Annotated in this window: 16 protein-coding genes and 1 CRISPR repeat array; of the genes, 15 read left to right on the forward strand and 1 reads right to left on the reverse strand. The window is 42.2% G+C overall.

Annotated elements, in window-relative coordinates; all coding sequences use genetic code 11:
* The first annotated feature begins 347 nt into the window (after positions 1-347).
* The 4 genes from RBATCC27255_RS09675 (at position 348) to ymfI (ending at position 5,382) form a co-directional block, all read left to right on the forward strand.
* Positions 348-1,154: a hypothetical protein gene (locus RBATCC27255_RS09675; protein ID WP_101029801.1), complete on the forward strand. Its 807-nt coding sequence runs from the start codon at positions 348-350 to the stop codon at positions 1,152-1,154.
* 143 nt (positions 1,155-1,297) lie between these two features.
* A complete protein-coding gene (gltX, locus tag RBATCC27255_RS09680; protein WP_101029802.1) occupies positions 1,298-2,755 on the forward strand; it encodes a glutamate--tRNA ligase in 1,458 nt (485 codons plus the stop codon).
* 25 nt (positions 2,756-2,780) lie between these two features.
* The gene (locus RBATCC27255_RS09685; protein ID WP_101029803.1) at positions 2,781-4,472 is read left to right on the forward strand and encodes a glutamine--tRNA ligase/YqeY domain fusion protein; all 1,692 of its coding nucleotides are present in this window, start codon (positions 2,781-2,783) and stop codon (positions 4,470-4,472) included.
* Between the two features lie 172 nt (positions 4,473-4,644).
* On the forward strand, positions 4,645-5,382 hold the full coding sequence (ymfI, locus tag RBATCC27255_RS09690; RefSeq protein ID WP_101029837.1) for an elongation factor P 5-aminopentanone reductase: 738 nt from the start codon (positions 4,645-4,647) through the stop codon (positions 5,380-5,382).
* 77 nt (positions 5,383-5,459) lie between these two features.
* On the opposite strand, the gene RBATCC27255_RS09695 is transcribed toward ymfI, so the two are convergent.
* Positions 5,460-6,926, reverse strand: coding sequence for a UDP-N-acetylmuramoyl-L-alanyl-D-glutamate--2,6-diaminopimelate ligase (locus tag RBATCC27255_RS09695; RefSeq protein ID WP_101029804.1), 1,467 nt, complete (start codon positions 6,924-6,926; stop codon positions 5,460-5,462).
* Between the two features lie 525 nt (positions 6,927-7,451).
* Between RBATCC27255_RS09695 and RBATCC27255_RS09700 the strand changes: the two genes are divergently transcribed.
* The 11 genes from RBATCC27255_RS09700 to RBATCC27255_RS09750 all read left to right on the forward strand — a co-directional run bounded on the left by RBATCC27255_RS09700 (position 7,452) and on the right by RBATCC27255_RS09750 (position 22,742).
* Positions 7,452-8,789 carry an extracellular solute-binding protein gene (locus tag RBATCC27255_RS09700; RefSeq protein WP_101029805.1) on the forward strand — a complete coding sequence of 446 codons (1,338 nt, stop codon included), beginning with the start codon at positions 7,452-7,454 and terminating at the stop codon, positions 8,787-8,789.
* 236 nt (positions 8,790-9,025) lie between these two features.
* A complete protein-coding gene (locus RBATCC27255_RS09705; protein ID WP_101029806.1) occupies positions 9,026-10,525 on the forward strand; it encodes a carbohydrate ABC transporter permease in 1,500 nt (499 codons plus the stop codon).
* Positions 10,522-11,385 carry a sugar ABC transporter permease gene (locus tag RBATCC27255_RS09710; protein ID WP_101029807.1) on the forward strand — a complete coding sequence of 288 codons (864 nt, stop codon included), beginning with the start codon at positions 10,522-10,524 and terminating at the stop codon, positions 11,383-11,385. Before RBATCC27255_RS09705 ends, RBATCC27255_RS09710 begins: the two co-directional genes overlap by 4 nt.
* Positions 11,386-11,455: 70 nt before the next feature.
* Positions 11,456-13,111: an alpha-amylase family glycosyl hydrolase gene (locus RBATCC27255_RS09715; protein ID WP_101029808.1), complete on the forward strand. Its 1,656-nt coding sequence runs from the start codon at positions 11,456-11,458 to the stop codon at positions 13,109-13,111.
* A 546-nt stretch (positions 13,112-13,657) separates the two neighbouring features.
* Positions 13,658-15,196 (forward strand): transposase, encoded by a 1,539-nt coding sequence (locus RBATCC27255_RS09720; protein ID WP_101029809.1) that lies wholly within the window; start codon positions 13,658-13,660, stop codon positions 15,194-15,196.
* Positions 15,197-15,431: 235 nt separating this feature from the next.
* Positions 15,432-15,796: a CRISPR direct-repeat array (repeat unit 32 nt; unit sequence GTTGCAATCCTCGTAGACAAGTGGGTTGCCAG).
* Between the two features lie 326 nt (positions 15,797-16,122).
* The gene (rpsL, locus tag RBATCC27255_RS09725; RefSeq protein ID WP_015523173.1) at positions 16,123-16,542 is read left to right on the forward strand and encodes a 30S ribosomal protein S12; all 420 of its coding nucleotides are present in this window, start codon (positions 16,123-16,125) and stop codon (positions 16,540-16,542) included.
* 157 nt (positions 16,543-16,699) lie between these two features.
* Positions 16,700-17,170: a 30S ribosomal protein S7 gene (rpsG, locus tag RBATCC27255_RS09730; RefSeq protein WP_021882688.1), complete on the forward strand. Its 471-nt coding sequence runs from the start codon at positions 16,700-16,702 to the stop codon at positions 17,168-17,170.
* Between the two features lie 31 nt (positions 17,171-17,201).
* Complete coding sequence (gene fusA, locus RBATCC27255_RS09735; RefSeq protein ID WP_101029810.1) at positions 17,202-19,301, forward strand: elongation factor G; 2,100 nt, start codon at positions 17,202-17,204, stop codon at positions 19,299-19,301.
* A 115-nt stretch (positions 19,302-19,416) separates the two neighbouring features.
* Positions 19,417-20,619 (forward strand): elongation factor Tu, encoded by a 1,203-nt coding sequence (gene tuf, locus RBATCC27255_RS09740; RefSeq protein ID WP_101029811.1) that lies wholly within the window; start codon positions 19,417-19,419, stop codon positions 20,617-20,619.
* A gap of 369 nt (positions 20,620-20,988) precedes the next feature.
* Positions 20,989-22,278: a DUF1015 domain-containing protein gene (locus RBATCC27255_RS09745; RefSeq protein ID WP_101029812.1), complete on the forward strand. Its 1,290-nt coding sequence runs from the start codon at positions 20,989-20,991 to the stop codon at positions 22,276-22,278.
* The gene (locus tag RBATCC27255_RS09750) at positions 22,278-22,742 is read left to right on the forward strand and encodes a pyridoxamine 5'-phosphate oxidase family protein (protein ID WP_101029813.1); all 465 of its coding nucleotides are present in this window, start codon (positions 22,278-22,280) and stop codon (positions 22,740-22,742) included. Before RBATCC27255_RS09745 ends, RBATCC27255_RS09750 begins: the two co-directional genes overlap by 1 nt.
* Positions 22,743-22,769: the final 27 nt, after the last annotated feature.

Here is a 22,769-nt window from a genome sequence, read left to right on the forward strand (position 1 = left end):
GAAGTCTTAAGCTTCATTTCTTCACAGCCTGACTTATTTTGCGAAGCACGGCGAATTTATAAAATTTAAACATAAGAATATATATAAATAAACCGCAAAAAGGCACATAACCGTCATCGTTTTCGATTATGTGCTTTCTTGCTTTTGTTGGGCTGTTTTTCGCGCTCCCCCTTTTGCTTTATAGGTAATATTTTACCTTCTTCGGTAGTATTGTTTAAAAAAGGCAGTCCATTTTTGTAGAGTTCCCAAGTTGAAAACAACCGTGTACAGTGGTATAATTAAGGCGTGTGTAATATTTACTGCACATAAATTGTTTGTGTTTAGAAGTATTAAACGGCGGTGAAACGATGAAGTTTTTTAATAAAAATGTCAACAAAGTTTTGTCGGTTGTTCTTGTTGTGATTTCCGTTTTGGTAGTACTGCAGTTTGTCTGCTCAAACGGAACGCTTAATGCAGGCGAAACTCCAAGAGAGTCGGCAATGGCAAGGGTTAATCCAAATATTCAGAGGATTATGCCTACAACGGCGGTTCCTGCAACAGTTCCCGTTGAAACAACCACAGCAAAGCCAAAGGCTGTAACTCAGCCGGCAACAAAAGCCACCAAGGCGACCAAAGCGACTAAAGCAACAAAGGCTGCCAAGGCTACAACTCAGCCAATTACTACTGAGGCGGCAACGGTTCCGTTTGCAACCGCAATTCCGCCCAAAGAACCTGTTGACTATCAGTCACAATGGGACGCAGGTTATCTTGTTGCGATTGATAATCCGGACAAAACCTATGAATGTGCAAAGGTTACTCTAACAGATGAGGACAGAGATTTGCTTGAAAGGCTCTGTATGGGTGAGTTCGGCTCGGGAGGTTTTATCGGTGCGGCGCTTATTGCACAGTCTGTAAAGGACGCAATGTGCTTTGACGGCTACCCGACTGTTGAATCGGTAATTAAAAACTGTCATTACACAGGCAGTACCAAAATCGGTACTAACGAGGCTTGTATTCAGGCGGTAAGTTATATTTTTGATGAGAACAAAGACGCGGTTCAGCACCGCATTATGTATATGTATAATCCCGATATGGTTCAAAGTGCCTTCCATGAAAGCCAGAACTATATTTTGACATATCAGACCGTCAGATTTTTTGACAGATGGGGATATTGACGGAGGCTGTTGACTGCACCCATACAGACTTGAAACAGTGTGAAAAATATGATATAATAAGCCGTATATATGTGGCAATTGTGCTGTGGGTGAAAAATGCGCCGATCGGCACACTAAAACATAAGTTTCGGAGGGATATTATTATGGCTGAAAAAACTGTCCGTACACGATATGCACCAAGCCCGACAGGTTTTATGCATGTCGGCAACCTGCGTACTGCTCTTTATGAGTACCTCGTTGCAAAATCACAAAACGGTAAATTTGTTCTCAGAATTGAAGATACCGACCGTGAACGCCTTGTTGAGGGTGCGGTTGATGTTATATACGATACAATGAAGCTTGCAGGACTTAAACACGATGAAGGTCCCGATATCGGCGGCGATTTCGGTCCTTATGTTCAGTCCGAAAGAAAGGATATGTACCTTCCTTATGCCGAGCAGCTCATCAAAGAGGGCAAGGCTTACCGTTGTTTCTGCACAAAGGAAAGACTTGAAAAGTTACAGGAGGACAGCGTTGGCGGCGGTTATGACAGACATTGCCGCAATCTTCCGCAGGAAGAAATCGACAGACTTCTTGCCGAGGGTATACCTTATGTAATTCGCCAGAAAATGCCGATTGAGGGCAGTACAACCTTTACAGACGCGGTTTTCGGTGAAATCACAGTTGAAAACAGCGAGCTTCAGGATCAGATTCTCATTAAGACTGACGGCTACCCGACATACAACTTTGCAAATGTAATTGACGACCACACAATGGGCATTACTCATGTTGTCCGCGGTTGTGAATATTTAAGCTCCACACCGAAATATAATCTTCTTTATGAGGCATTCGGCTGGGAAATTCCGACATATATCCACCTTCCGCTCATTATGGGCAAGGACGCCGACGGCAATGTTTCAAAGCTTTCAAAGCGTCACGGTGCAACAGGCTTCTATGACCTCATTAACGAGGGCTACCTTCCGCAGGCAATCATCAACTATATTGCACTTCTCGGCTGGTGTCCAAAGGATAATCAGGAAATTTTTACTCTTGCAGAACTTGAAAAAGAGTTTGATGTAAGCGGTATCAGCAAGTCACCGTCAATTTTTGACTATGACAAGCTTTCATGGTTCAACGGTGAGTATTTAAAGGCTATGACTCCCGAAGAATTTACGGATGTTTGTATGCCATACTATAAGAAAGTTTTCGGTGACAGAGAAATGCCTTTTGAGAAGTTTGCCGAAATTCTTCAGAAAAGAACTACAAAGCTTACGGATATTCCCGAAATGCTAGGTTTCTTTGCAGAACTTCCCGAATATGACAAGGAGCTTTTCGTAAATAAGAAGAGCAAGACTAATCTTGAAAACGCTCCCGTTGTATTGCGTGAGGCCTACGAAAGATTAAAGGCTCTGCCGACATGGGACAACACTTCAATTCACGATTGCCTCATCAATATGGCAGTTGAAAAAGAGCTTAAAAACGGCACTGTTATGTGGCCTGTAAGAATTGCCGCGGCAGGCAAGACAGTAACTCCGGGCGGTGCTGTTGAAATTCTTGACATTCTCGGAAGAGAAGAGTCGCTCAGAAGACTTGAAATCGGTCTTGAAAAGCTCGGTGCATAATTCTACTGACGGAGGTACACGGCAAATGGCTGATGAAATAAAGAATGTTGAGGGTGACGCTGCCGTTCAGGGCAACTTCATCTGGGATTTTATAAAAGAGGATACTGCCGAGGGCGGAAGATTTGAGGGTAAAAAGGTTCACACCCGTTTTCCTCCCGAACCGAACGGCTATCTTCACATAGGTCATGCAAAGGCTCTTTGCATTGACTTTGGTACTGCCGAGCATTTCGGCGGAATCTGCAATCTTCGTATGGACGATACCAACCCTACAAAGGAAGATGTAGAATATATTGACGCTATCAAAGAGGATATCAAGTGGCTCGGTTACGATTGGGACGACAGATTTTTCTATGCATCACAGTATTTTGATCAGATGTATGAATTTGCCGTTGAGCTTATCAAAAAGGGACTTGCATATGTTTGTGAGCTTACTCCCGATAAGGTGAGAGAATACAGAGGCGACACACAGACTCCTGCAAAGAGTCCGTACCGTGACCGTCCTATAGAAGAAAGCCTTGATTTGTTTGAGAGAATGAAAAACGGCGAATTTGAGGACGGCAAAATGACTCTCCGTGCAAAGATTGACCTTGCGTCGGGTAACTTTAATATGCGTGATCCTGTTATCTACAGAATTAACAGACTCAAGCATCACAGAACAGGCGACAAGTGGTGCATTTACCCTATGTATGACTTTGCTCACCCGATTGAGGATGCTCTTGAGGGCATTACGCACAGCCTTTGTTCACTTGAATTTGAGGCTCACCGTCCGCTTTATGACTGGGTAATTAACAATATTTCCGTTCCGTGCAAGCCAAGACAGATTGAATTTGCAAGACTCGGAATTAACAACACGGTAATGTCGAAGAGAAAGCTCCGTGAACTCGTTGAAAAGAACTATGTAAGCGGCTGGGACGATCCGAGAATGCCCACACTCTGCGGACTTCGCAGAAGGGGTTACACACCAAAGTCAATTCGTTCGTTCATTGAGCAGATTGGTGTTTCAAAGGTTAATTCAATTGTTGAATACGGCTTTCTTGAGCATTGTCTGCGTGATGACCTTAACGAAACAGCAGAGCGTACAATGTGCGTTTTAAAGCCTGTTAAGCTTGTTATTACAAACTATCCCGAGGGACAGAGCGAAGAATTTGAGGTTGAGAACAACCCGAACCGTCCCGAGGACGGCACAAGAAAGGTTACTTTCAGCCGTGAGCTTTATATTGAAGAAACCGACTTTATGGAAGAACCCGTAAAGAAGTATCAGCGCCTTTATCCCGGCAACGAGGTAAGAATCAAGTCTGCATACATCGTAAAATGCACAGGCTGCAAAAAGGATGAAAACGGCAATGTTGTTGAGGTTTATGCAGAGTATGATCCCGAAACAAAGGGCGGAAATACTCCCGACGGCAGAAAGGTAAGAGGCACAATCCATTGGGTTGACGCTAACAACTGTCTTGATGCGGAAGTAAGACTTTACGATAACCTCTTTACGGTTCCGGACCCCGATACAGGCGACAGAAACTTCCTCGATTATCTTAACGAAAATTCACTTGAAGTTCTCACAGGCTGTAAGGCTGAAAAGAATATTGCAGGTGCAAAGGCTCCGAAAAGCTATCAGTTTATGCGCCACGGCTATTTCTGCATTGACAACAAGGACAGCTCACCCGAACACCTTGTATTCAACCGCAGCGTAAGCCTTAAAGACAGTTTTAAGAAGTAAAATAAACAAAGGGCGGTCTTTTCTTTGACCGCCCGCTTTAATAGGAATTTGTGTTCATTAAATATGTTTTGATGTAATCAATAATATGTTTAAATTTGCACACAATGTGTTCAATCGTGTGCAATACACACGAACGGGCGGATGATAACCGCCCCTACCGGGTATTAATATGATGAAAAAAATACTTGTAACAGGTGCGTCCGGCGGAATCGGTTCGCAGACTGCTGTCGCTTTTGCAAAATGCGGTTGCGATGTTGCGTTGCATTACTCGAAAAATTCCGAAAAAGCCGAAAGCCTTGCCGAAAAGCTTACAAATGAATACGGCATAAATGCCTTTGCTGTTCAGGCAGATGTTTCCGATTATGAAAGCGTTTGCAAAATGTTTGACAAAATCGACAGCCGTTTCGGTAACCTCGATGTGCTTATCAACAATGCGGGAATTGCACAGCAAAAGCTGTTTACCGACATAACTCCCGATGAATGGAAGAAAATGACGGGAGTTAACCTTGACGGTGTTTTCTACTGCTCGCAACAGGCACTCAAAAGATATATGATTAAAAACCACGGCGGTGTTATTCTCAATATCAGCTCAATGTGGGGACAGGTCGGTGCGTCTTGTGAGGTACATTACAGTGCGTCAAAGGCGGGTGTAATCGGACTTACCAAAGGTCTTGCCAAGGAGGTCGGTCTGTCGGGAGTGCGTGTCAACTGTATTTGTCCCGGTGTGATTATGACCGATATGATGAAAGGCTTTGATGAGCAGACCGTACAGGAGCTTAAAGAGGAAACTCCGCTTAATATGCTCGGTATGCCCGATGATATTGCAGAAACTGCTGTGTTTCTCTGCAGCGACAGGGCAAGGTTCATCACGGGACAGATTGTCGGTGTAAACGGTGGAATGATTATTTAACTTAATAAGAGTATGAAAAAACGGTCGGAATTTGATTTCCGACCGTGATTTTTTACTGTATTTATATGTTTATGGGTTTAGCTTTTGCCGTTGAGAATATCGGCAATGATTTCTCTCTCGTCCATATGGTACTTAACACCTTTGATTTCCTGATAATCCTCATGACCTTTGCCTGCAAGTACGATAATATCTCCGTCCTCGGCATTGTCCATGCAATATTTAATTGCATCTCTGCGGTTCGGCACGACAACATACTTGCCGTCGGTTTTTGCAAGACCTGTCTTGATGTCCTCAATGATGTCCATAACATCTTCAAATCTTGAGTTGTCTTCCGTTACAACCGAAAGGTCTGAAAGTCTGCCCGAGGTTTCGCCCATTTCATAACGGCGAACTTTCGGACGGTTGCCGCCTGCACCGAACATTGTAATAAGTCTGTGCGGATTGTATTGGCGAAGTGTTTCAAGTACATTTTCCATTGAAAGTGCGTTGTGTGCGTAGTCGATGATGAGTGTGTAGTTGTAGGGAACAGGCACACGCTCAACTCTGCCCTTGACCTTGGCAACCTTGAGAGCGTCAATAATCATCTGATCTTCAATTTCGTCAAAGAATGAAACTGCCGAAATTGCCGCAAGTGCGTTGTATGCATTGAATTTGCCGGGAATGTCAACATCAACAGAAAGATTTTTGATTCCCTCTGTTTCAAAGTGAACACCGACAAATCCGTTTTCGGAGAGAAGATGAGCATTTTTGCCCTTCAAGTCCGCATTGTCGGCAAAACCGTAGGTGAGAACAGAACCCTTGAAATCCTTTGTGATATCCTTCCATGCGGGATCGTCAATATTTGCAGCGGCAAATTTGCATTGTCTGAAAAGCAGACTCTTGCAGTAGAGATATTCCGCAAGGTCTTTGTGTTCAACACCGCCGATGTGGTCGTCCGAAAAGTTTGTAAAGATGCCGACATCAAAAGTCATGCCTGCAAGACGGCTGTGTTTAAGTCCGATTGACGATGCCTCAATTACCATAGCCTTGCAGCCGGCGTTAATCATATCACGCATTGATTTCTGAATAATGTATGATTCGGGAGTTGTGTTGTCGGTTTTGTGGGTTTCTCCGCCGTAAACAACACCGAGTGTTCCGATTGTGCCGGTCTTGATTCCTGCGTGTTCAAAAATTTCCGCAACCATTGCTGTTGTTGTGGTTTTGCCCTTTGTGCCTGTGATTGCAACCGTATAGAGCTCATCCTCGGGATGTCCGAAAAATTCAATGCTCATAAGCGAAAGAGCGTATCTTGTGTCATCAACCTTTACAACGGCAACATCACTCGGCACTTCAAAGTCGAGGCTGTCGCTGATAACGAGTGCCGACGCACCTTTTTCAACGGCTGACTTTGCGTACCTGTGTCCGTCTGAGGTATAGCCCTTAAGGCACACAAAGGCCGTGCCTTTTTTAACCCTTCGCGAATCATAGATAATATCCGAAATTTCGGTATCAAGATTTCCCTGAACCGTGTATTCAAGATTTACAAGGAGATTTCTAAGTTTCATTATCGTACAGCTCCGTTTCCCCGACTCACGGTCGGATTCTGTTTTGCGTTACCCTATAATTATAACAATTGTCAGCGCTTATTACAACTATATGTTAAAAAATTAATGTGTGATGTTTGAAATAAATGCCTTTGTTTTGTGATTGGTCATTTTTTACTAAAATCAGGAAAATTTGCCGAAATTCAAGCTTATTTTATGAATAAAGAATATAATTTGGGTGTTATGTCAAATAACCGTCGGGCGTGATTGTGTAACTTGTACGAATGGCATTTTAGCAAAATAAACAATTCAAATCAATACAATTTGTGCAATAAGTAAAATTTCAATAAAAAAGATGTCATATTGCACAAAAATAATTTTGATTTTTAACAACATAGATAAAAAGTACAAAGGGAGTTGAAATTCAGGCGATTTTTTGATATGATTTATGTAGCGGATATGATGCACTTTGTGCGTTATATCCTCAAAAAAAGTATGTAATCCGAAAGGACACTACGAAAATATTCAGAAAGAGGGATTTTTCCAATGAAAAAGATTCTCGCCATTTTATTGGCAGGTATGATGACAGCTACTGCACTTGTTGGCTGCGGCGGCGGAGACGCATCATCGAAAACAGACAACGGTTCAAAAGCAGACAACGGTTCTTCGGACGGTGCTGCTAAGATTGAAGGCTCAATCGTTGACGACAGCTACTTCGGCGATGAAGGTACAGACAGCAAGCCTGTAACTCTTAAGGTATGGGCTCCTGATGCTGCTGTAAGCCTTGTTAAAGAGCAGGTTGAGGCTTTCAAAAAGGCTTATCCTAAAAGAAAGTTTAAGGAAATCTCAGTTGTAGCACAGGGCGAAAAGGATGCTGCTACAAATATACTTAACGATGCTACAACAGCTGCAGATGTATTCAGCTTCCCGAGTGATCAGCTCAACAAGCTTGTTGATGCAGGCGTTATTTCTCAGGTTGCATTTAAGGATGCCGTAACAGAGGCTAATGATGAGGGAACTGTAAAAGCAGGTACACTTAATGGTACCCTCTATGCTTATCCTGAAACAAACGATAACGGTTACTATCTCGTTTATGATAAGTCAGTAGTTTCCGACGAGCAGGCTCAGACACTTGAGGGTGTTCTTGAGGCTTGTAAGAAGGCAGGCAAGAAGTTCATTATGAATGCCGGTGACGGTTACTATGCTTGTACTTTCGCTTTCACTGCAGGTGTTAAAATTGACGGTCTTGAAAAAGACGGTATTACACAGAAGTTTGTTAAATATGACGAAGATGAAGCTGTTGCAACACTTCAGGCTTTTGCAAAGCTCATCAAGGATTACAGGGGTACATTCCAGTCACTTGACGTTGCTAACATCGCTTCAGGTTTTGCAGGCGGTAAGTGTGGCGCAGGTATCGACGGTTCATGGGATACAGCTTCTAACCAGAAGGCTCTCGGTGACAACTTCGGTGCTGCAAAGCTTCCTACAATCAATGTCAACGGCACAGACAAGCAGCTTATCTCAATTTTCGGTTATAAGTACATCGGTGTAAACGGTTCTTCTAAGTTCCCGGCAACAGCTCAGATTCTTGCTCACTATCTTGCAGGTGAAGAGTGCCAGCTCCAGAGAACTGAGAAGCTCGGTTGGGGACCTTCAAACAAGAAGGTTCAGGAAAACAAAGCTGTAACAGGTTCTCCTGTTCTTAAGGCTATCGGTGAGCAGGCTAAGAATGCTTGTATACAGGTTAATGTTGCTAATACATTCTGGGATCCTATGGCTAACCTTGGCAACAAGATCATCGCTGACACATGCAATCCTTCAGATGCAGCTGCTATGAAGAAGCTTCTTAACGAAACAATTTCTAACGTTAGGGACGAGGGCTAATCGTTAAGTAAGTTAAATTGATTTAATTTAATTGATTAATTAGCTGCGGGACACTCCGAAAACGGAGTGTCCCGTAAAAAAAGAAAAAATGCGGACTGTCCGCTTGCGTTATCAATTTGTGTATTCGCCTGACTAATAATGTTTTATTACGAACGGCAACTATTATAAGATAGCGTAAAAAGTATTATTAGTTTGGTGTATTAGAGAGATTTGCAAATTATTAAGGAGAGCGCCTAATGACATATGTTGAATACAAACAGCTCAATCCTTTCCAGAGATTTGCCTACAACACAAAGAAGTTTTTCTGTAACATTCCTCATGCCGTTGCCCATTTTTTTACAGCACTCGGCAAGGCAATAGTTAAGTTCTTCGTAGGCATCGGCAAGGGCTTTGCCAACTACGGCAAGACCTTCGTAAAAGGCGACTGGGCTACAAAACTTTCCTACCTTATTTTCGGTGTAGGTGATCTTAGCAAAGGTAAATATTACAAGGGTATTCTTTTCTTCGCTGTTGAAGTTCTCTATATCCTTTATATGGCATTTTTCGGTTGGGGATATCTCAAAATGTTCCCGACACTTGGTGTTCAGGCTCAGAGAACTGAATATATCAACGGTATCATTCCAAAGCAGGTACCCGGCGATAACTCAATGCTTATTCTGCTTTACTCGGTATTGACACTCGTAATCACAGTAGTGGTTTTCGCTATTTACATAGTAAACATCAAAGATGCGTACAGACATCAGATTATGAAGGCTAACGGTCAGAAACCGACTTCATTCAAATATGATATGAAGCAGTTCCTTGACGGTAAGTATCATATCACACTTATGTCATTCCCTGTACTTATGATCGGTATCTTCAATGTTTTGCCGCTCATATTTATGATTTTGATTGCATTTACCAACTATGATAAACAGCATATGCCTCCGGGAACACTGTTCACATGGATTGGTTTTGACAACTTCGGCTCACTCTTCAACCTTGTTGAAGGTGCTAAGAAGGGCTATACATTTATTAAGCTCACAGAATGGACTCTTATCTGGGCTGTTGCAGCTACATTCTCAAACTATATCCTTGGTATGATCTTCGCTCTTATGATCAACAAGAAGGGTATCAAGTTTAAATCACTCTGGAGAACACTTTTCGTTATTACAATAGCTGTTCCTCAGTTCGTATCACTTCTTCTCATGAACCAGATGCTCCAGTCAAACGGTGCTATAAACATCCTGCTTTCAAACATTACAAACAGTCATGTTGAAATTCAGTGGCTGAGTGATAATGCAACACTGGCTCGTTGGGTAGTTATCATCATTAACTGTTGGGTAGGTATTCCGTACACCATCCTTTCTATGTCGGGTATTCTTATGAATATTCCTGAGGATCTCTATGAATCTGCAAGAATTGACGGTGCAGGTCCTGTAAAGACATTTACGGCTATCACACTTCCGTATATGCTCTTTGTTACAACTCCTCAGCTCATTACCCAGTTTGTCGGCAACATCAATAACTTTAATGTTATTTACCTGTTGTCAAACGGTGATCCGACGACCGAAAAATATTATCAGGCCGGTGAAACCGATATCCTTGTTACATGGCTCTTTAAGCTGACCATGAACTCTCAGGACTACGGACTTGCTGCCGCGATAGGTATTTTGGTATTTGTTATTTGCGCAACGCTCTCACTCATTGTGTATAATAACTCAAAATCAATGAAGGATGAGGAGGCGTTCTCATGATAAAAAGTTACAAGTTAAGAAGACACATTGCGAACGCTTTTGTTTACCTGTTCCTTATTGTAATGGGTTTCGTTTGGATTTCTCCGTTCATCTATCTTTTAATGCATTCATTCCGTGGCGGTGCTGAAATTTACGGAAGTACAATTATCCCGCAGGAATGGACACTCCAGAACTACATTGATTTGTTCACAGGCTCAGGCGGTACTGCAAGCCTTAACTTCCCGAGATGGTTTCTTAACACATTCGTAGTTGCTTGTTTCAGCTGCGTAATTTCTACAATTTCGGTTCTTATGGTTAGTTACGCATTCAGCCGACTCAGATTTAAGGCTCGTAAAAAGTTTATGAATGTTGGTATGATTCTCGGTATGTTCCCCGGCTTCATGACAATGGTTGCTATTTACTACCTTCTCAAGGCAATGGGTCTTACTCAGACTCTCGTTGCTCTTGTAATCTGTTACAGTTGCGGTGCCGGTCTTGGTTTCCAGATTTCAAAGGGCTTCTTTGATACAATTCCAAGAGCACTTGATGAGGCAGCGACCATTGACGGTGCTACCAAGAACCAGATTTTCTGGAAGATTATTCTTCCTATGTCAAAGCCGATTGTTGTTTACACGGTTCTTACTTCATTCATCGGACCGTGGACAGACTTCATTCTTGCTAAGATTATCATGGGTGACGCTCGTGACAACTATACTGTTGCTATCGGTCTTCAGCTAATGATTCAGCAGGACTTTAAGAACGCATACTACAAGCAGTTCCTCGCAGGTTCTGTTGTTGTTGCTGTCCCGATTACACTTCTCTTCCTCAAGATGCAGAAGTATTATGTTGAAGGTGTAACAGCCGGTGGCGTAAAGGGTTAATCCAATATACAAAAGCTCTCACGGGCGGCAGTCACAGGCTGCCGCCCATTTTAATTTTACGGAGGATACTATGAAAAAAATTCTTTCCATTCTTCTTGCCGGTGCAATGCTTGCGGGTTGTGTGCTTACAGGCTGCTCCGATTCTTCATCATCAAAGTCAGATTCATCCGACGGCAATACTGCAAAAGTTGCCGATCCGATTGAAGGCGTTAAGGCAACTGCATCAACCGATAAATACAGAAACTACTACGAAATTTTCGTAAACTCTTTCTGCGATTCAAACGGTGACGAAACAGGCGACCTTCAGGGAATCATCTCTCAGCTTGACTACCTTAATGACGGCGATCCGAATTCGGGTGACGACCTCGGTGTTGACGCAATCTGGCTTACTCCGATTATGCCGTCAAAGTCATATCATAAGTATGATGTTGAAGATTATTACAATATTGATCCCGACTTCGGTACGCTCGACGATTTTGACAAGCTTATTGAAGAATGTCACAAGCGTGGCATAAATGTAATTCTTGACCTTGTTTTGAATCACGCATCTTCAAAAAATCCGCTCTTTACAAAGGCTGTTGAAGAGGTTGCCGATAATAAGCTTGACGGCAACGCCGAGTATTTTGAAATTCACAAGGCGTCATATTTTGACAGCGATACACAGACTATCAGTCTTGGAAACGGTTATGCCTGTGAGGCAAACTTTTCTCAGGAGATGCCCGAATGGAATCTCAATTCTAAAAAGACGAGAGAAGAATTTACAAAAATTGCGAAATTCTGGCTTGACCGAGGAGTTGACGGTTTCAGACTTGACGCTTGCAAATACTTTACAAATAAGGAAACCGACGGAACAGAATTTCTCAAGTGGTTCTACGACACCTGCAAGGGCATAAAGGAAGATGTCTATATGGTTGGCGAGAACTGGACCGATGATTCCGATATTCAGGAGCTTTACAAATCCGGCATCGACAGCCAGTTTGCATTCAAGTTTTCAACCTCAACAGGCACAATTATCAGCAACATCATTTCGCAGGGCGGTATGGCTACTGTCAAAAAAATTATGAACTACGATAACAAAATGACAGAGTCAAATCCTAATGCTATTAATGCAATGTTCCTTTCAAACCACGATCAGGTTCGTAGCGGAAACGCACTTGAAACTCAGGGACTTTCTTCTCAAAAACTTGCAGCCGCAGTTTATATGCTTGCGCCGGGTAATCCGTTCATCTATTACGGAGAGGAAATCGGCATTAAGGCTCCGAATACCACAAACGATGCTGCATACAGAACACAGATGGTTTTTGACAGCGACAACCTTCCCGATATTTATGTAAACGGTATCGGAGAAGAGGCAGAAGTGCCTACCGGCGGCGGTGTGAAACAGCAGCTTGCCGACAAGGATTCTCTCCTCAACTACTATCGCAGAATTATCACAATCAAAAATCAGAACCCCGAAATTGCAAGGGGCAGAATTGTAGGCACACAGGGCTTTGATGATAAGACAGTCGGCGCTTACTATGTTGAGTATGAGGATTCAAAGCTCCTCATTATTCATAACTTCAGCAAGAATGACGCCAAGGAGCTTACAATTACAGACGATATGATTAAGAACGCAACTCTCCGTGCAGACCTTATCCCCGAAAGCAGCTCAAAGCATACCGAACTTAAAGACGGAAAAATCTCTGTACCGCCACAGTCAACGGTAATCATTAAGTCGGCTGAATGATTTTTTGTTCGTGCAGATAGTTTGTAATATCAAAAGCATATTATGCCCGAGCGTAGTATAGCTACCATTTGCACAATTTTGTAGGGGAAAACCTCGTTCTTCCGTGAGTAACGGCAGAAATTACATTTAAAAACAAATTTTGTAAATCCGCAAAAAATTGTTTGTTGCTACAAATGAAAAATTGAAAATTCCGAAAAAATTCTTGTTTTTGTCACACAGTTGTCAATATTGATGTGGTATAATAAAATCACAACATAAGGGAACGGCGAACATCGTCCCGATAAAACAGTGTATAAGTTTTTATTTGATATATTTTCCTCTCTCCTAAATAAAAATGAAAACGGAGGCTGTGAAGAACGAAGTCTTAAACTTCATTTCTTTACAGCCTCTTTTTCATTGCGGCGGTGTGCCACCCTACATTTGCTTTAAAATCAAACATTGTTGCAACAAAAATAATATATTATTAAGATAAATCTTGAAAATATTAGTTATATATGATATAATTCAAACATATGATGATGTAGAATTTCAGAAAGGAGAATGTATATGCCCACAAAGCAAAAAGAAGATAGCAACAGATGTGTGCTTACTTTACCTCTCCTTACTGAACCTTGGCAAGAACATATTATTGAAAAAAGATTTAAGATTATCGAACATCTGAAAAATCAGCTTATATCCATTGAATTGAGAAAGCTTAAGAATCTTCAACGAACCAAAGCGTACAAGAATTTGATGAAACGGATTGAATCTGTTCCAAAATCGGAGAGAACAGCATTATATAAGGAAAGAAATAAAATGTTGAAAGACGCAGGCTTTTCTCAATATACTTTTATGGATGATATGGCTGGAAAAAAGAGTTTGATGCAAAAACATTTTGAAAGTCATATAAATGTACAGATTGCACATAAAGCAGCCATTGATGTTTGGAGTTCATTTGAAAAGTTTTTATTTGGCACTGGTCAAATAGTACATTATCAAAAACGAGGAACATTATCTAGCGTTGCATCAAAATCACCGAAAACAGGTATGTTTTATTATTCTGATGAGAATATATTTAAATGGTCGGGCGGAGGAACAAAACCAAAGGGTGGTATTATTCTCTGCTTGCGGGTTGCTTCGGTAAAAACTAACTACGAAAAAGAAATGGTAGCAAACAATGAAATTAAGTATTACAGAGTAGTCAGAAAATGGATGAAAACTAAATATAAGTACTATCTTCAAATTACCTTTGCAGGAAAACCAGCCGACAAACATCGTGAAATTTCAACAGGCAGAGTCGGTATAGATATAGGAACGCAGACAATAGCAATAGCATCGGATAAAAGTGTTAAACTTCTTGAACTTGCAGATAAAGTAAATAAAAATCACATAAAGAAGTGTGAGTTACAGAGAAAACTTGATAGAAGCAGGCGATATACTAATCCTGATAATTTTAATCCCGACGGTACTGTGAAACGGGGTACAAAAGGGCATAAATTAAAATGGAATAAATCAAAGCATTACCTTGAAATAGCCGGAAAAATTCGTGAACTCGAGAGGAAAAATACCGATATACGAAAATATCAGCACACTTGTCTTGCAAACGATATTCTTGCTATGGGAAATCAGATATACATTGAGCCTATGAATTACAAAGGCTTGCAAAAAAGGGCTAAAGAAACGCAAGTTGACGAAAAAGGCAGATATAAAAAGAAAAAGCGTTTTGGAAAATCTCTTGCCAATAAAGCGCCGGCAATGTTTGTTACAATTCTGAAAACTAAGGCTGAACAACATGGCGGAGAGGTATATGAGGTTGATATAATGTCATATCGGGCGAGCCAATGTGACCACACAACAGGTGAATATACAAAACACGGTTTGAATGACAGATGGCGGATACTCGGAAACGGTGACAAGGTTCAGCGAGATTTGTATTCGGCATTTTTAATAAAAAACAGTAATAAAACGCACGATGAAATTGATTTAGATAAATGTTCAAAAACATATGACAGCTTTAAAAAATTACACGATAAAGAAATAGAAAATATAAGAAATGAGGTGATATTGAGAAAAAGGAGAAATATTTCCAGCTATGGAATCGCATAATAGGTGCGAATGATAAGTGAACATGAAAAGTGCGATATGTTCGCACAAAAATAAAGAAGGTCAGGGCATGTCCTAAACTATCAATGTTGCAAATTCAAGGTGAATTTGTACGATAGTAAAATGTTATGGGAATCAGATTCAGTGCTTTTGCGCCGTGTAAGTACTTTTTGCACTTGCCGCCGTAACTGAGAAGGTCTTTAGTACTATAACACTCACAAATTACGAATATTTTGCAGTTGCAATCCTCGTAGACAAGTGGGTTGCCAGTGACTGTATATCTTGTGATATATTTTTTATACTCTGTTGCAATCCTCGTAGACAAGTGGGTTGCCAGGTTGCAGGTACAAAAAACATCTGAAGATGATGTTGTTGCAATCCTCGTAGACAAGTGGGTTGCCAGCTTATATCGGATACAGGCATCTGTACATTTTTCAGGTTGCAATCCTCGTAGACAAGTGGGTTGCCAGTCGCGTCTATCCGCGGTGTCTCTCTCGTCTTTCCGGTTGCAATCCTTGTAGACAAGTGGGTTGCCAGTATATATATTCCGCAAAATTTGCGGTTTGTCACCGTTGCAATCCTCGTAGACAAGTGGGTTGCCAGGTGTTGGATTAAGCACACAAACTCCTGAATGTGGTTGCAATCCTCGCCGACAAAAAAGTAAATAAGTTTAATCGGGAAATGCTACAGATTGTGCATTTCCCATTTTTATGTTGTCAACCAAATAGCAGTTAATATTTGTTATAGCTGCCCCGCTTAAATTTTAGAAAAAAATGCTTGACAAAAAGTGAGCGGATAGTTTATAATGTTTAATCGTGGGACATTCTGTAATTGCGCCCGTTTTTGGGAATATTATTGATGTTTCACAAGGCTTTGCAAAAGCAAAGCAGTTTTATCAATTCTTATATTTTTTGAAAGGAGGACAAATAATGCCTACATTTAACCAGTTGGTACGCAAGGGCAGACAGGTTTCCGAGAAGAAGGCAAAGGCACCTGCTCTCTTAAAGGGTTGGAACTCAAAAAAGCGTGTTGCTATTGATCAGAGCTCCCCACAGAAGAGAGGTGTTTGTACTGCAGTAAAGACCGCTACACCTAAAAAGCCTAACTCAGCGCTCAGAAAGATTGCCAGAGTAAGACTTTCTAACGGTATTGAAGTCAGTTCCTATATTCCCGGCGTAGGTCACAACCTTCAGGAACACAGCGTTGTTCTTATCCGTGGTGGCCGTGTTAAGGACTTGCCTGGTGTTCGTTACCACATCGTTCGTGGTACACTCGACGCTCAGGGCGTTTCGGGCCGTATGCAGAGCCGTTCAAAGTACGGTGCTAAGCGTCCGAAGAAGGGTAAATAAGGAATTGACAAAACTCTCTTGACTTAAATTATTTAAGTTCTGCTATGCGGCAGGAATTTTACTATATATATTATGGTAGAATGTCTTGTTGGCATACGGGAGTTTGTCGCTTTCGAGTACCTATGATATCTCAATTATTGTGAAGGAGGGAAGCAAAGTGCCAAGAAGAGGTTCTATTGCGAAGCGTGATGTATTACCAGATCCGCTTTATAATTCAAAACTCGTAACTCGTCTTATCAACAACATTATGTACGACGGTAAAAAGGGCGTTGCTCAGAAAATTGTTTACGGTGCATTCGACATTATTGCTGAAAAGACAGGTAACAACCCGCTTGAGGTTTTTGAACAGGCTATGGAAAATGTAATGCCCGTTCTCGAAGTTAAGGCTCGTCGTGTCGGCGGTGCTACTTATCAGGTACCTATGGAGGTTCGTCCTGAAAGACGCCAGACACTCGGTCTCCGCTGGATTTCTACTTATTCAAGAGCTCGCAGCGAAAAGACAATGAAGGAAAGACTTGCAGGAGAAATCCTTGATGCCACAAACAGTGCCGGCGGTGCTTTCAAGAAGCGTGAAGACACTCATAAGATGGCTGAAGCTAACAAGGCTTTCGCTCATTACAGATGGTAATTTTATCATCAGCGTTTATTAGGAGGATTTTATGCCAAGACAGGTTCCACTTGAAAAAACAAGAAACATCGGTATCATGGCTCACATTGATGCCGGTAAAACCACAACAACTGAGCGTATCCTGTATTATACCGGCGTAAACCATAAAATCGGTGAGACACACGACGGTGCTTCCACAATGGACTGGATGGTTCAGGAAAAAGAGCGTGGTATCACAATCACCTCTGCTGCTACAACTGCATTCTGGTTCGGCAGCAAGCATCAGTATGACAAGCACAGAATCAACATCATCGACACCCCCGGTCACGTTGACTTCACTGTTGAAGTTGAGCGTTCACTTCGTGTTCTTGACGGTTCTGTAACAGTCCTCTGCGCAAAAGGCGGTGTTGAGCCTCAGTCTGAAACAGTATGGCGTCAGGCTGATAACTACGGCGTTCCGAGAATGGTTTATGTAAACAAGATGGACATCATGGGCGCTAACTTCTACCATGTTGTTCAGATGATGAAGGACAGACTTAAATGTAATGCTGTTCCGATTCAGCTTCCGATCGGTGCTGAGAGCGATTTCAGAGGCATCGTTGACCTCGTTACTATGAAAGCCGAAATCTATCACAACGAAGACGGCACAGACTACAGTGAAGAGGAAATTCCGGAAGAGATGCAGGATCTCGCTAACGAGTATCATGAGAAACTTATCGAATCAGTTGCTGAACTCGATGAAGATCTTATGGAGAAATACTTCGGCGGCGAAGAGCTTACAATCGACGAAATCAAGAGCACAATCAGAAAGGCTACTATTGACAACACAATGGTACCTGTAACCTGCGGTTCTTCTTACCGTAACAAGGGTGTTCAGATGCTCCTTGATGCTATCGTTGATTATATGCCTGCTCCGACAGATGTACCTGCTATCAAGGGTGTTGACCCTGAAACAGGCGATGAGGTTGAAAGACCGTCATCAGATAAAGAGCCATTCGCAGCTCTCGCATTCAAGATTGCTACTGACCCGTTTGTCGGTAAGCTCTGCTTCTTCAGAGTTTACTCCGGTACAGTTTCTGCCGGCACAACTGTTTACAACTCAGTTAAGGACACCAACGAGCGTCTCGGTCGTATCTTGCAGATGCACGCTAACGACAGAAAAGATATCGACTGCGTATACGCAGGTGACATCGCTGCTGCCGTTGGTCTTAAAAATACAACAACAGGTGATACTCTCTGTGATGAGAAGGCTCCTGTTATCCTTGAGTCTATGGAATTCCCTGATCCTGTAATTCGTGTTGCTATTGAGCCGAAGACAAAAGCAGGTCAGGAAAAGATGGGTATCGCTCTTGCAAAGCTTGCAGAAGAAGATCCTACTTTCAAGGCTTATACAGACGAAGAAACAGGTCAGACAATCATCGCAGGTATGGGTGAACTCCACCTCGAAATCATTGTTGACCGTCTTCTCCGTGAATTTAAGGTAGAAGCAAACATCGGTGCTCCACAGGTTGCATACAAGGAAACTATCCGCAAGGAAGCTTCTGTTGACGAAAAGTATGCTCGTCAGTCAGGTGGTAAGGGTCAGTACGGTCACGTTAAGATCAATATCTATCCTAACAAGGACAAGGGCTATGAGTTCGTCAACAACATTGTCGGCGGTGCTATTCCTAAGGAATACATTCCGGCTGTTGACCAGGGTATTCAGGGCGCAATGCTCAGCGGTGTTGTTGCAGGCTACAATGTAGTTGATGTTAAGGTTGAGCTTTATGATGGTTCTTATCATGAAGTCGACTCATCAGAAATGGCATTTAAGATTGCCGGTTCAATGGCATTCAAGAACGCTATGAAGAAGGCAGATCCTGTACTTCTCGAACCGATCATGAAGGTTACTGTTATCACTCCTGAGGAATACCTCGGCGATGTAATCGGCGACCTTAACTCTCGTCGTGGTATGATCCAGAGCATGGAAGCTGACAACGGCGTTCAGAGAGTTATCGCTCATGTTCCGCTTTCAGAGATGTTTGGTTACGCAACAGATATGCGTTCAAAGACTCAGGGCCGCGGTCAGTATGTTATGGAGCCTGACACATATGCAGAGGTTCCGAAGAACATTGCTGAAAAGATTATGAGTGAAAGAGCTAAGAAGGACTAATCGTTCCTTTTAATGCACTTTTTTCAAAAATGTATTGATTTTTTTAAAAAAAATTGATACAATATGTTTAAATCTATTGTAAATTCTTTTTACAACAATAAGGAGGAAATTTCCAATGGCAAGAGAAAAATTTGAAAGAAATAAACCCCATGTTAACATTGGTACAATCGGCCACGTTGACCATGGTAAAACAACACTTACTGCTGCTATCACAAAGGTTCTCAACCTCGAAGGCGACGCTGATTTCGTTGATTACGCTAACATCGATAAGGCTCCTGAAGAGAGAGAGCGTGGTATCACAATTAACACAGCTCACGTTGAGTATGAAACAGACAAGCGTCACTATGCACACGTTGACTGCCCAGGCCATGCTGACTATGTAAAGAACATGATCACTGGTGCTGCTCAGATGGACGGCGCTATCCTTGTTGTATCAGCTGCTGATGGTCCTATGCCACAGACAAGAGAGCATATCCTTCTTTCTCGTCAGGTAGGTGTACCTTACATCGTAGTATTCATGAACAAGACTGACCAGGTTGACGATCCTGAGCTCCTCGAGCTCGTAGAGATGGAGATTCGTGACCTCCTCAACGAGTATGAGTTCCCGGGCGACGATACACCAATCATCAAGGGTTCAGCTTACCTTGCTCTTACAAGCACATCAAAGGATCCTAACGCTCCTGAGTACAAGTGCATCCACGAGCTTATGGACGCTGTTGACGAGTATATTCCAACTCCTGACCGTAAGGCTGACCAGCCATTCCTTATGCCTGTTGAGGACGTATTCACAATCACAGGTCGTGGTACTGTTGCAACCGGTAGAGTTGAAAGAGGTCAGGTTAAGACTGGTGAAGAAGTTGAAATCGTTGGTCTTACAGACGAAAAGAGAAAAGTTGTTGTTACAGGTCTTGAAATGTTCAGAAAGACTCTTGACTTCGCTGAAGCAGGCGACAACGTAGGTGTTCTTCTCCGTGGTGTTCAGAGAACTGAAATCCAGAGAGGTCAGGTACTTGCTAAGCCGGGTACAATTCACCCACACACAAAGTTCCGTGGCCAGGTTTATGTTCTTACTAAGGACGAAGGCGGCCGTCATACTCCATTCTTCAACAACTATCGTCCACAGTTCTACTTCAGAACAACTGACGTAACAGGTACAATCTCACTCCCAGAGGGCGTAGAGATGTGCATGCCTGGTGATAACGTTGAAATGGATGTTGAACTTATTACTCCTATCGCTATCGAAGTTGGTCTTCGTTTCGCTATCCGTGAAGGCGGCAGAACAGTAGGTTCAGGCGCAGTTATCGCTATTAACGATTAATTTTAACCGATTATCGTTTCATTTTTAACATTCAGAGCCGATGCTTTAGCGTCGGCTCTTTTTGTTGTGTGTAGGGACGGATATCATCCGCCAGACAGGAAATGGCAGATATCGTTTGTTGAAAACAAATTTAATAAATCTCACAAAAATGTGGTCCTACCACAGCGGCAAACAGTGATTGCAATCACTTCGGGTTTACACACGAAGTGAATAGGTAATCGCACGAAAAATTTTATTGAATAGATTGCTTTGTACAGAAAATTATAATATTTCCACTTTTTCTTGTTCATGACGACTGTTTGTGTTATAATTGCCTTATCCGGACGGTGAAGATACACTTGACCGAAAAACAATTTGGAGGTTTTTAATATGGCAGAAATAAAAGCGTTCAGAGGAATGCGTTACAACACGGAAAAAGCAGGCGAAATTTCTCAGCTTTGCTGTCCGCCTTATGACATCATAAGCGAGGAACAAAGACTCGGTTATATCAGTGAAAACGAGTATAATATCATTCGGCTTGAGCTTCCGAAAGAGGGCGAAAACCCGTATCAGACAGCAAGAGAAATCCTTGATATGTGGCGGAACAGGGGTGTTCTTGTGAGCGAGGACAAGCCTGCAATCTATGTTTATGAGGAAGAATTTACGGCTTACGGCGAACGCAAGAGCATCAAGGGTATCATCGCCCGTGTTCATCTTGAAGAGTTTGAAAAGGGAATCATTCTTCCCCACGAGTTCACTCTTTCAAAGGCCAAAGAGGACAGACTTAATCTTATGAAGGCAACAAACTGCAATTTCAGTCAAATTTATGCCCTTTATATGGACAGCAAGCATACAACTCTTGCAACAATTGACAATGAGTCAAAGGACACACCAAAGCTTGAATTTACCGACGGTGAGGGTATTACTCACAGACTTTGGATTGTTACGGATGAAAATGTAATCGCAAAGCTTTGTGCAGATTTTGCCGACAGAAAGCTCTATATTGCAGACGGTCACCATCGCTATGAAACCGCTCTAAACTATCGAAACTACTGCCGTGAAAACGGTCTTTCAAAGGTTGGCGATCCCTGCGATTATCAGATGATTTACCTTGTTGACATGGAGCATCCGGGACTTGTTGTATTCCCGACACACCGCCTTGTGCGTGATTTGCCGGACTTTAATGTTGAAAAAGTTCTTGACGGTTGCAGGGAATATTTTGATGTAACCGAAATGAACGGTACGGACAATATGGAAAGCGAGCTTGCAAAGCTCTATGACGAGGGCAAAAAGGCATTCGGATTCTATGTCGGAAACGGAAAATGGTACAGGCTTGTGCTGAAAAATCTTGACATTATGGACAAGCTTCTTCCTGAATTGAGCGAACCGTCAAGACAGCTTGATGTTACCGTTCTCCATTCACTTGTGCTTGAAAGAATTTTCGGCATTGATAAGGAAAATATGGCAAATCAGATTAACCTTACATACACAAAGTTCTTTTCAGAGGCTGTTGAGGGCGTTGACAACGGCAAGTTCCAATGCTCGTTTGTGCTTAATCCGACAAGAGTAACCGAAATCCGTGATGTTGCCGCCGCAGGCGAAAAGATGCCGCAGAAGTCAACATATTTCTATCCGAAGATGATTACGGGCATGGTTATGAACGACATCGGAGTTGAATAATGAACGAAAAGATGCGTAGAAAAGACAGGGAAACTACCGAAGAAAGAGCCTATGAAATCCTTAAAAACGGTGAATACGGCATTTTGTCAACAATCGGCGAGGACGGCTATCCCTACGGTGTGCCTGTAAATTTTGCCGTTGAGGGCAACAAAATTTATTTCCATTGCGCTCCGAATTCGGGCTTGAAACTGAAAAATGTTGAATACAGCAACAAGGTTTCGTTTTGCACGGTTCAAAACAACAGAATTGACGGTGCAAAACTGACTTCAAAATACGAAAGTGCGGTTGTGTTCGGTACGATTGCAAAATCGGTTAAAAACAAGAACAGAGGCCTTGAACTGATTGTTGAAAAATATGCTCCCGAATTTATCGAAAGCGGAAAAAGGTGCATAGAGAAATCGGGCAGTATGACAGGCGTTTATGAAATCACAATCGAAAAAATCACGGGCAAGGAAAATAAATAGTTTATTTATAACCTTTAAGGGCAGAAT

It is taken from the genome of Ruminococcus bromii, from assembly GCF_002834225.1.
Lineage (GTDB): Bacteria > Bacillota > Clostridia > Oscillospirales > Acutalibacteraceae > Ruminococcoides > Ruminococcoides bromii.

What these genes read in the sequence shown, in the direction of transcription:
- RBATCC27255_RS09695 (WP_101029804.1), bottom strand. Translation starts at nt 6,926, where the DNA reads ATGAAACTTAGAAATCTCCTTGTAAATCTTGAATACACGGTTCAGGGA.
- RBATCC27255_RS09705 (WP_101029806.1), top strand. Translation starts at nt 9,026, where the DNA reads ATGACATATGTTGAATACAAACAGCTCAATCCTTTCCAGAGATTTGCC.
- RBATCC27255_RS09750 (WP_101029813.1), top strand. Translation starts at nt 22,278, where the DNA reads ATGAACGAAAAGATGCGTAGAAAAGACAGGGAAACTACCGAAGAAAGA.
- rpsL (WP_015523173.1), top strand. Translation starts at nt 16,123, where the DNA reads ATGCCTACATTTAACCAGTTGGTACGCAAGGGCAGACAGGTTTCCGAG.
- RBATCC27255_RS09720 (WP_101029809.1), top strand. Translation starts at nt 13,658, where the DNA reads ATGCCCACAAAGCAAAAAGAAGATAGCAACAGATGTGTGCTTACTTTA.
- gltX (WP_101029802.1), top strand. Translation starts at nt 1,298, where the DNA reads ATGGCTGAAAAAACTGTCCGTACACGATATGCACCAAGCCCGACAGGT.
- ymfI (WP_101029837.1), top strand. Translation starts at nt 4,645, where the DNA reads ATGAAAAAAATACTTGTAACAGGTGCGTCCGGCGGAATCGGTTCGCAG.
- fusA (WP_101029810.1), top strand. Translation starts at nt 17,202, where the DNA reads ATGCCAAGACAGGTTCCACTTGAAAAAACAAGAAACATCGGTATCATG.
- RBATCC27255_RS09745 (WP_101029812.1), top strand. Translation starts at nt 20,989, where the DNA reads ATGGCAGAAATAAAAGCGTTCAGAGGAATGCGTTACAACACGGAAAAA.
- RBATCC27255_RS09700 (WP_101029805.1), top strand. Translation starts at nt 7,452, where the DNA reads ATGAAAAAGATTCTCGCCATTTTATTGGCAGGTATGATGACAGCTACT.
- RBATCC27255_RS09685 (WP_101029803.1), top strand. Translation starts at nt 2,781, where the DNA reads ATGGCTGATGAAATAAAGAATGTTGAGGGTGACGCTGCCGTTCAGGGC.
- RBATCC27255_RS09675 (WP_101029801.1), top strand. Translation starts at nt 348, where the DNA reads ATGAAGTTTTTTAATAAAAATGTCAACAAAGTTTTGTCGGTTGTTCTT.
- RBATCC27255_RS09715 (WP_101029808.1), top strand. Translation starts at nt 11,456, where the DNA reads ATGAAAAAAATTCTTTCCATTCTTCTTGCCGGTGCAATGCTTGCGGGT.
- RBATCC27255_RS09710 (WP_101029807.1), top strand. Translation starts at nt 10,522, where the DNA reads ATGATAAAAAGTTACAAGTTAAGAAGACACATTGCGAACGCTTTTGTT.
- tuf (WP_101029811.1), top strand. Translation starts at nt 19,417, where the DNA reads ATGGCAAGAGAAAAATTTGAAAGAAATAAACCCCATGTTAACATTGGT.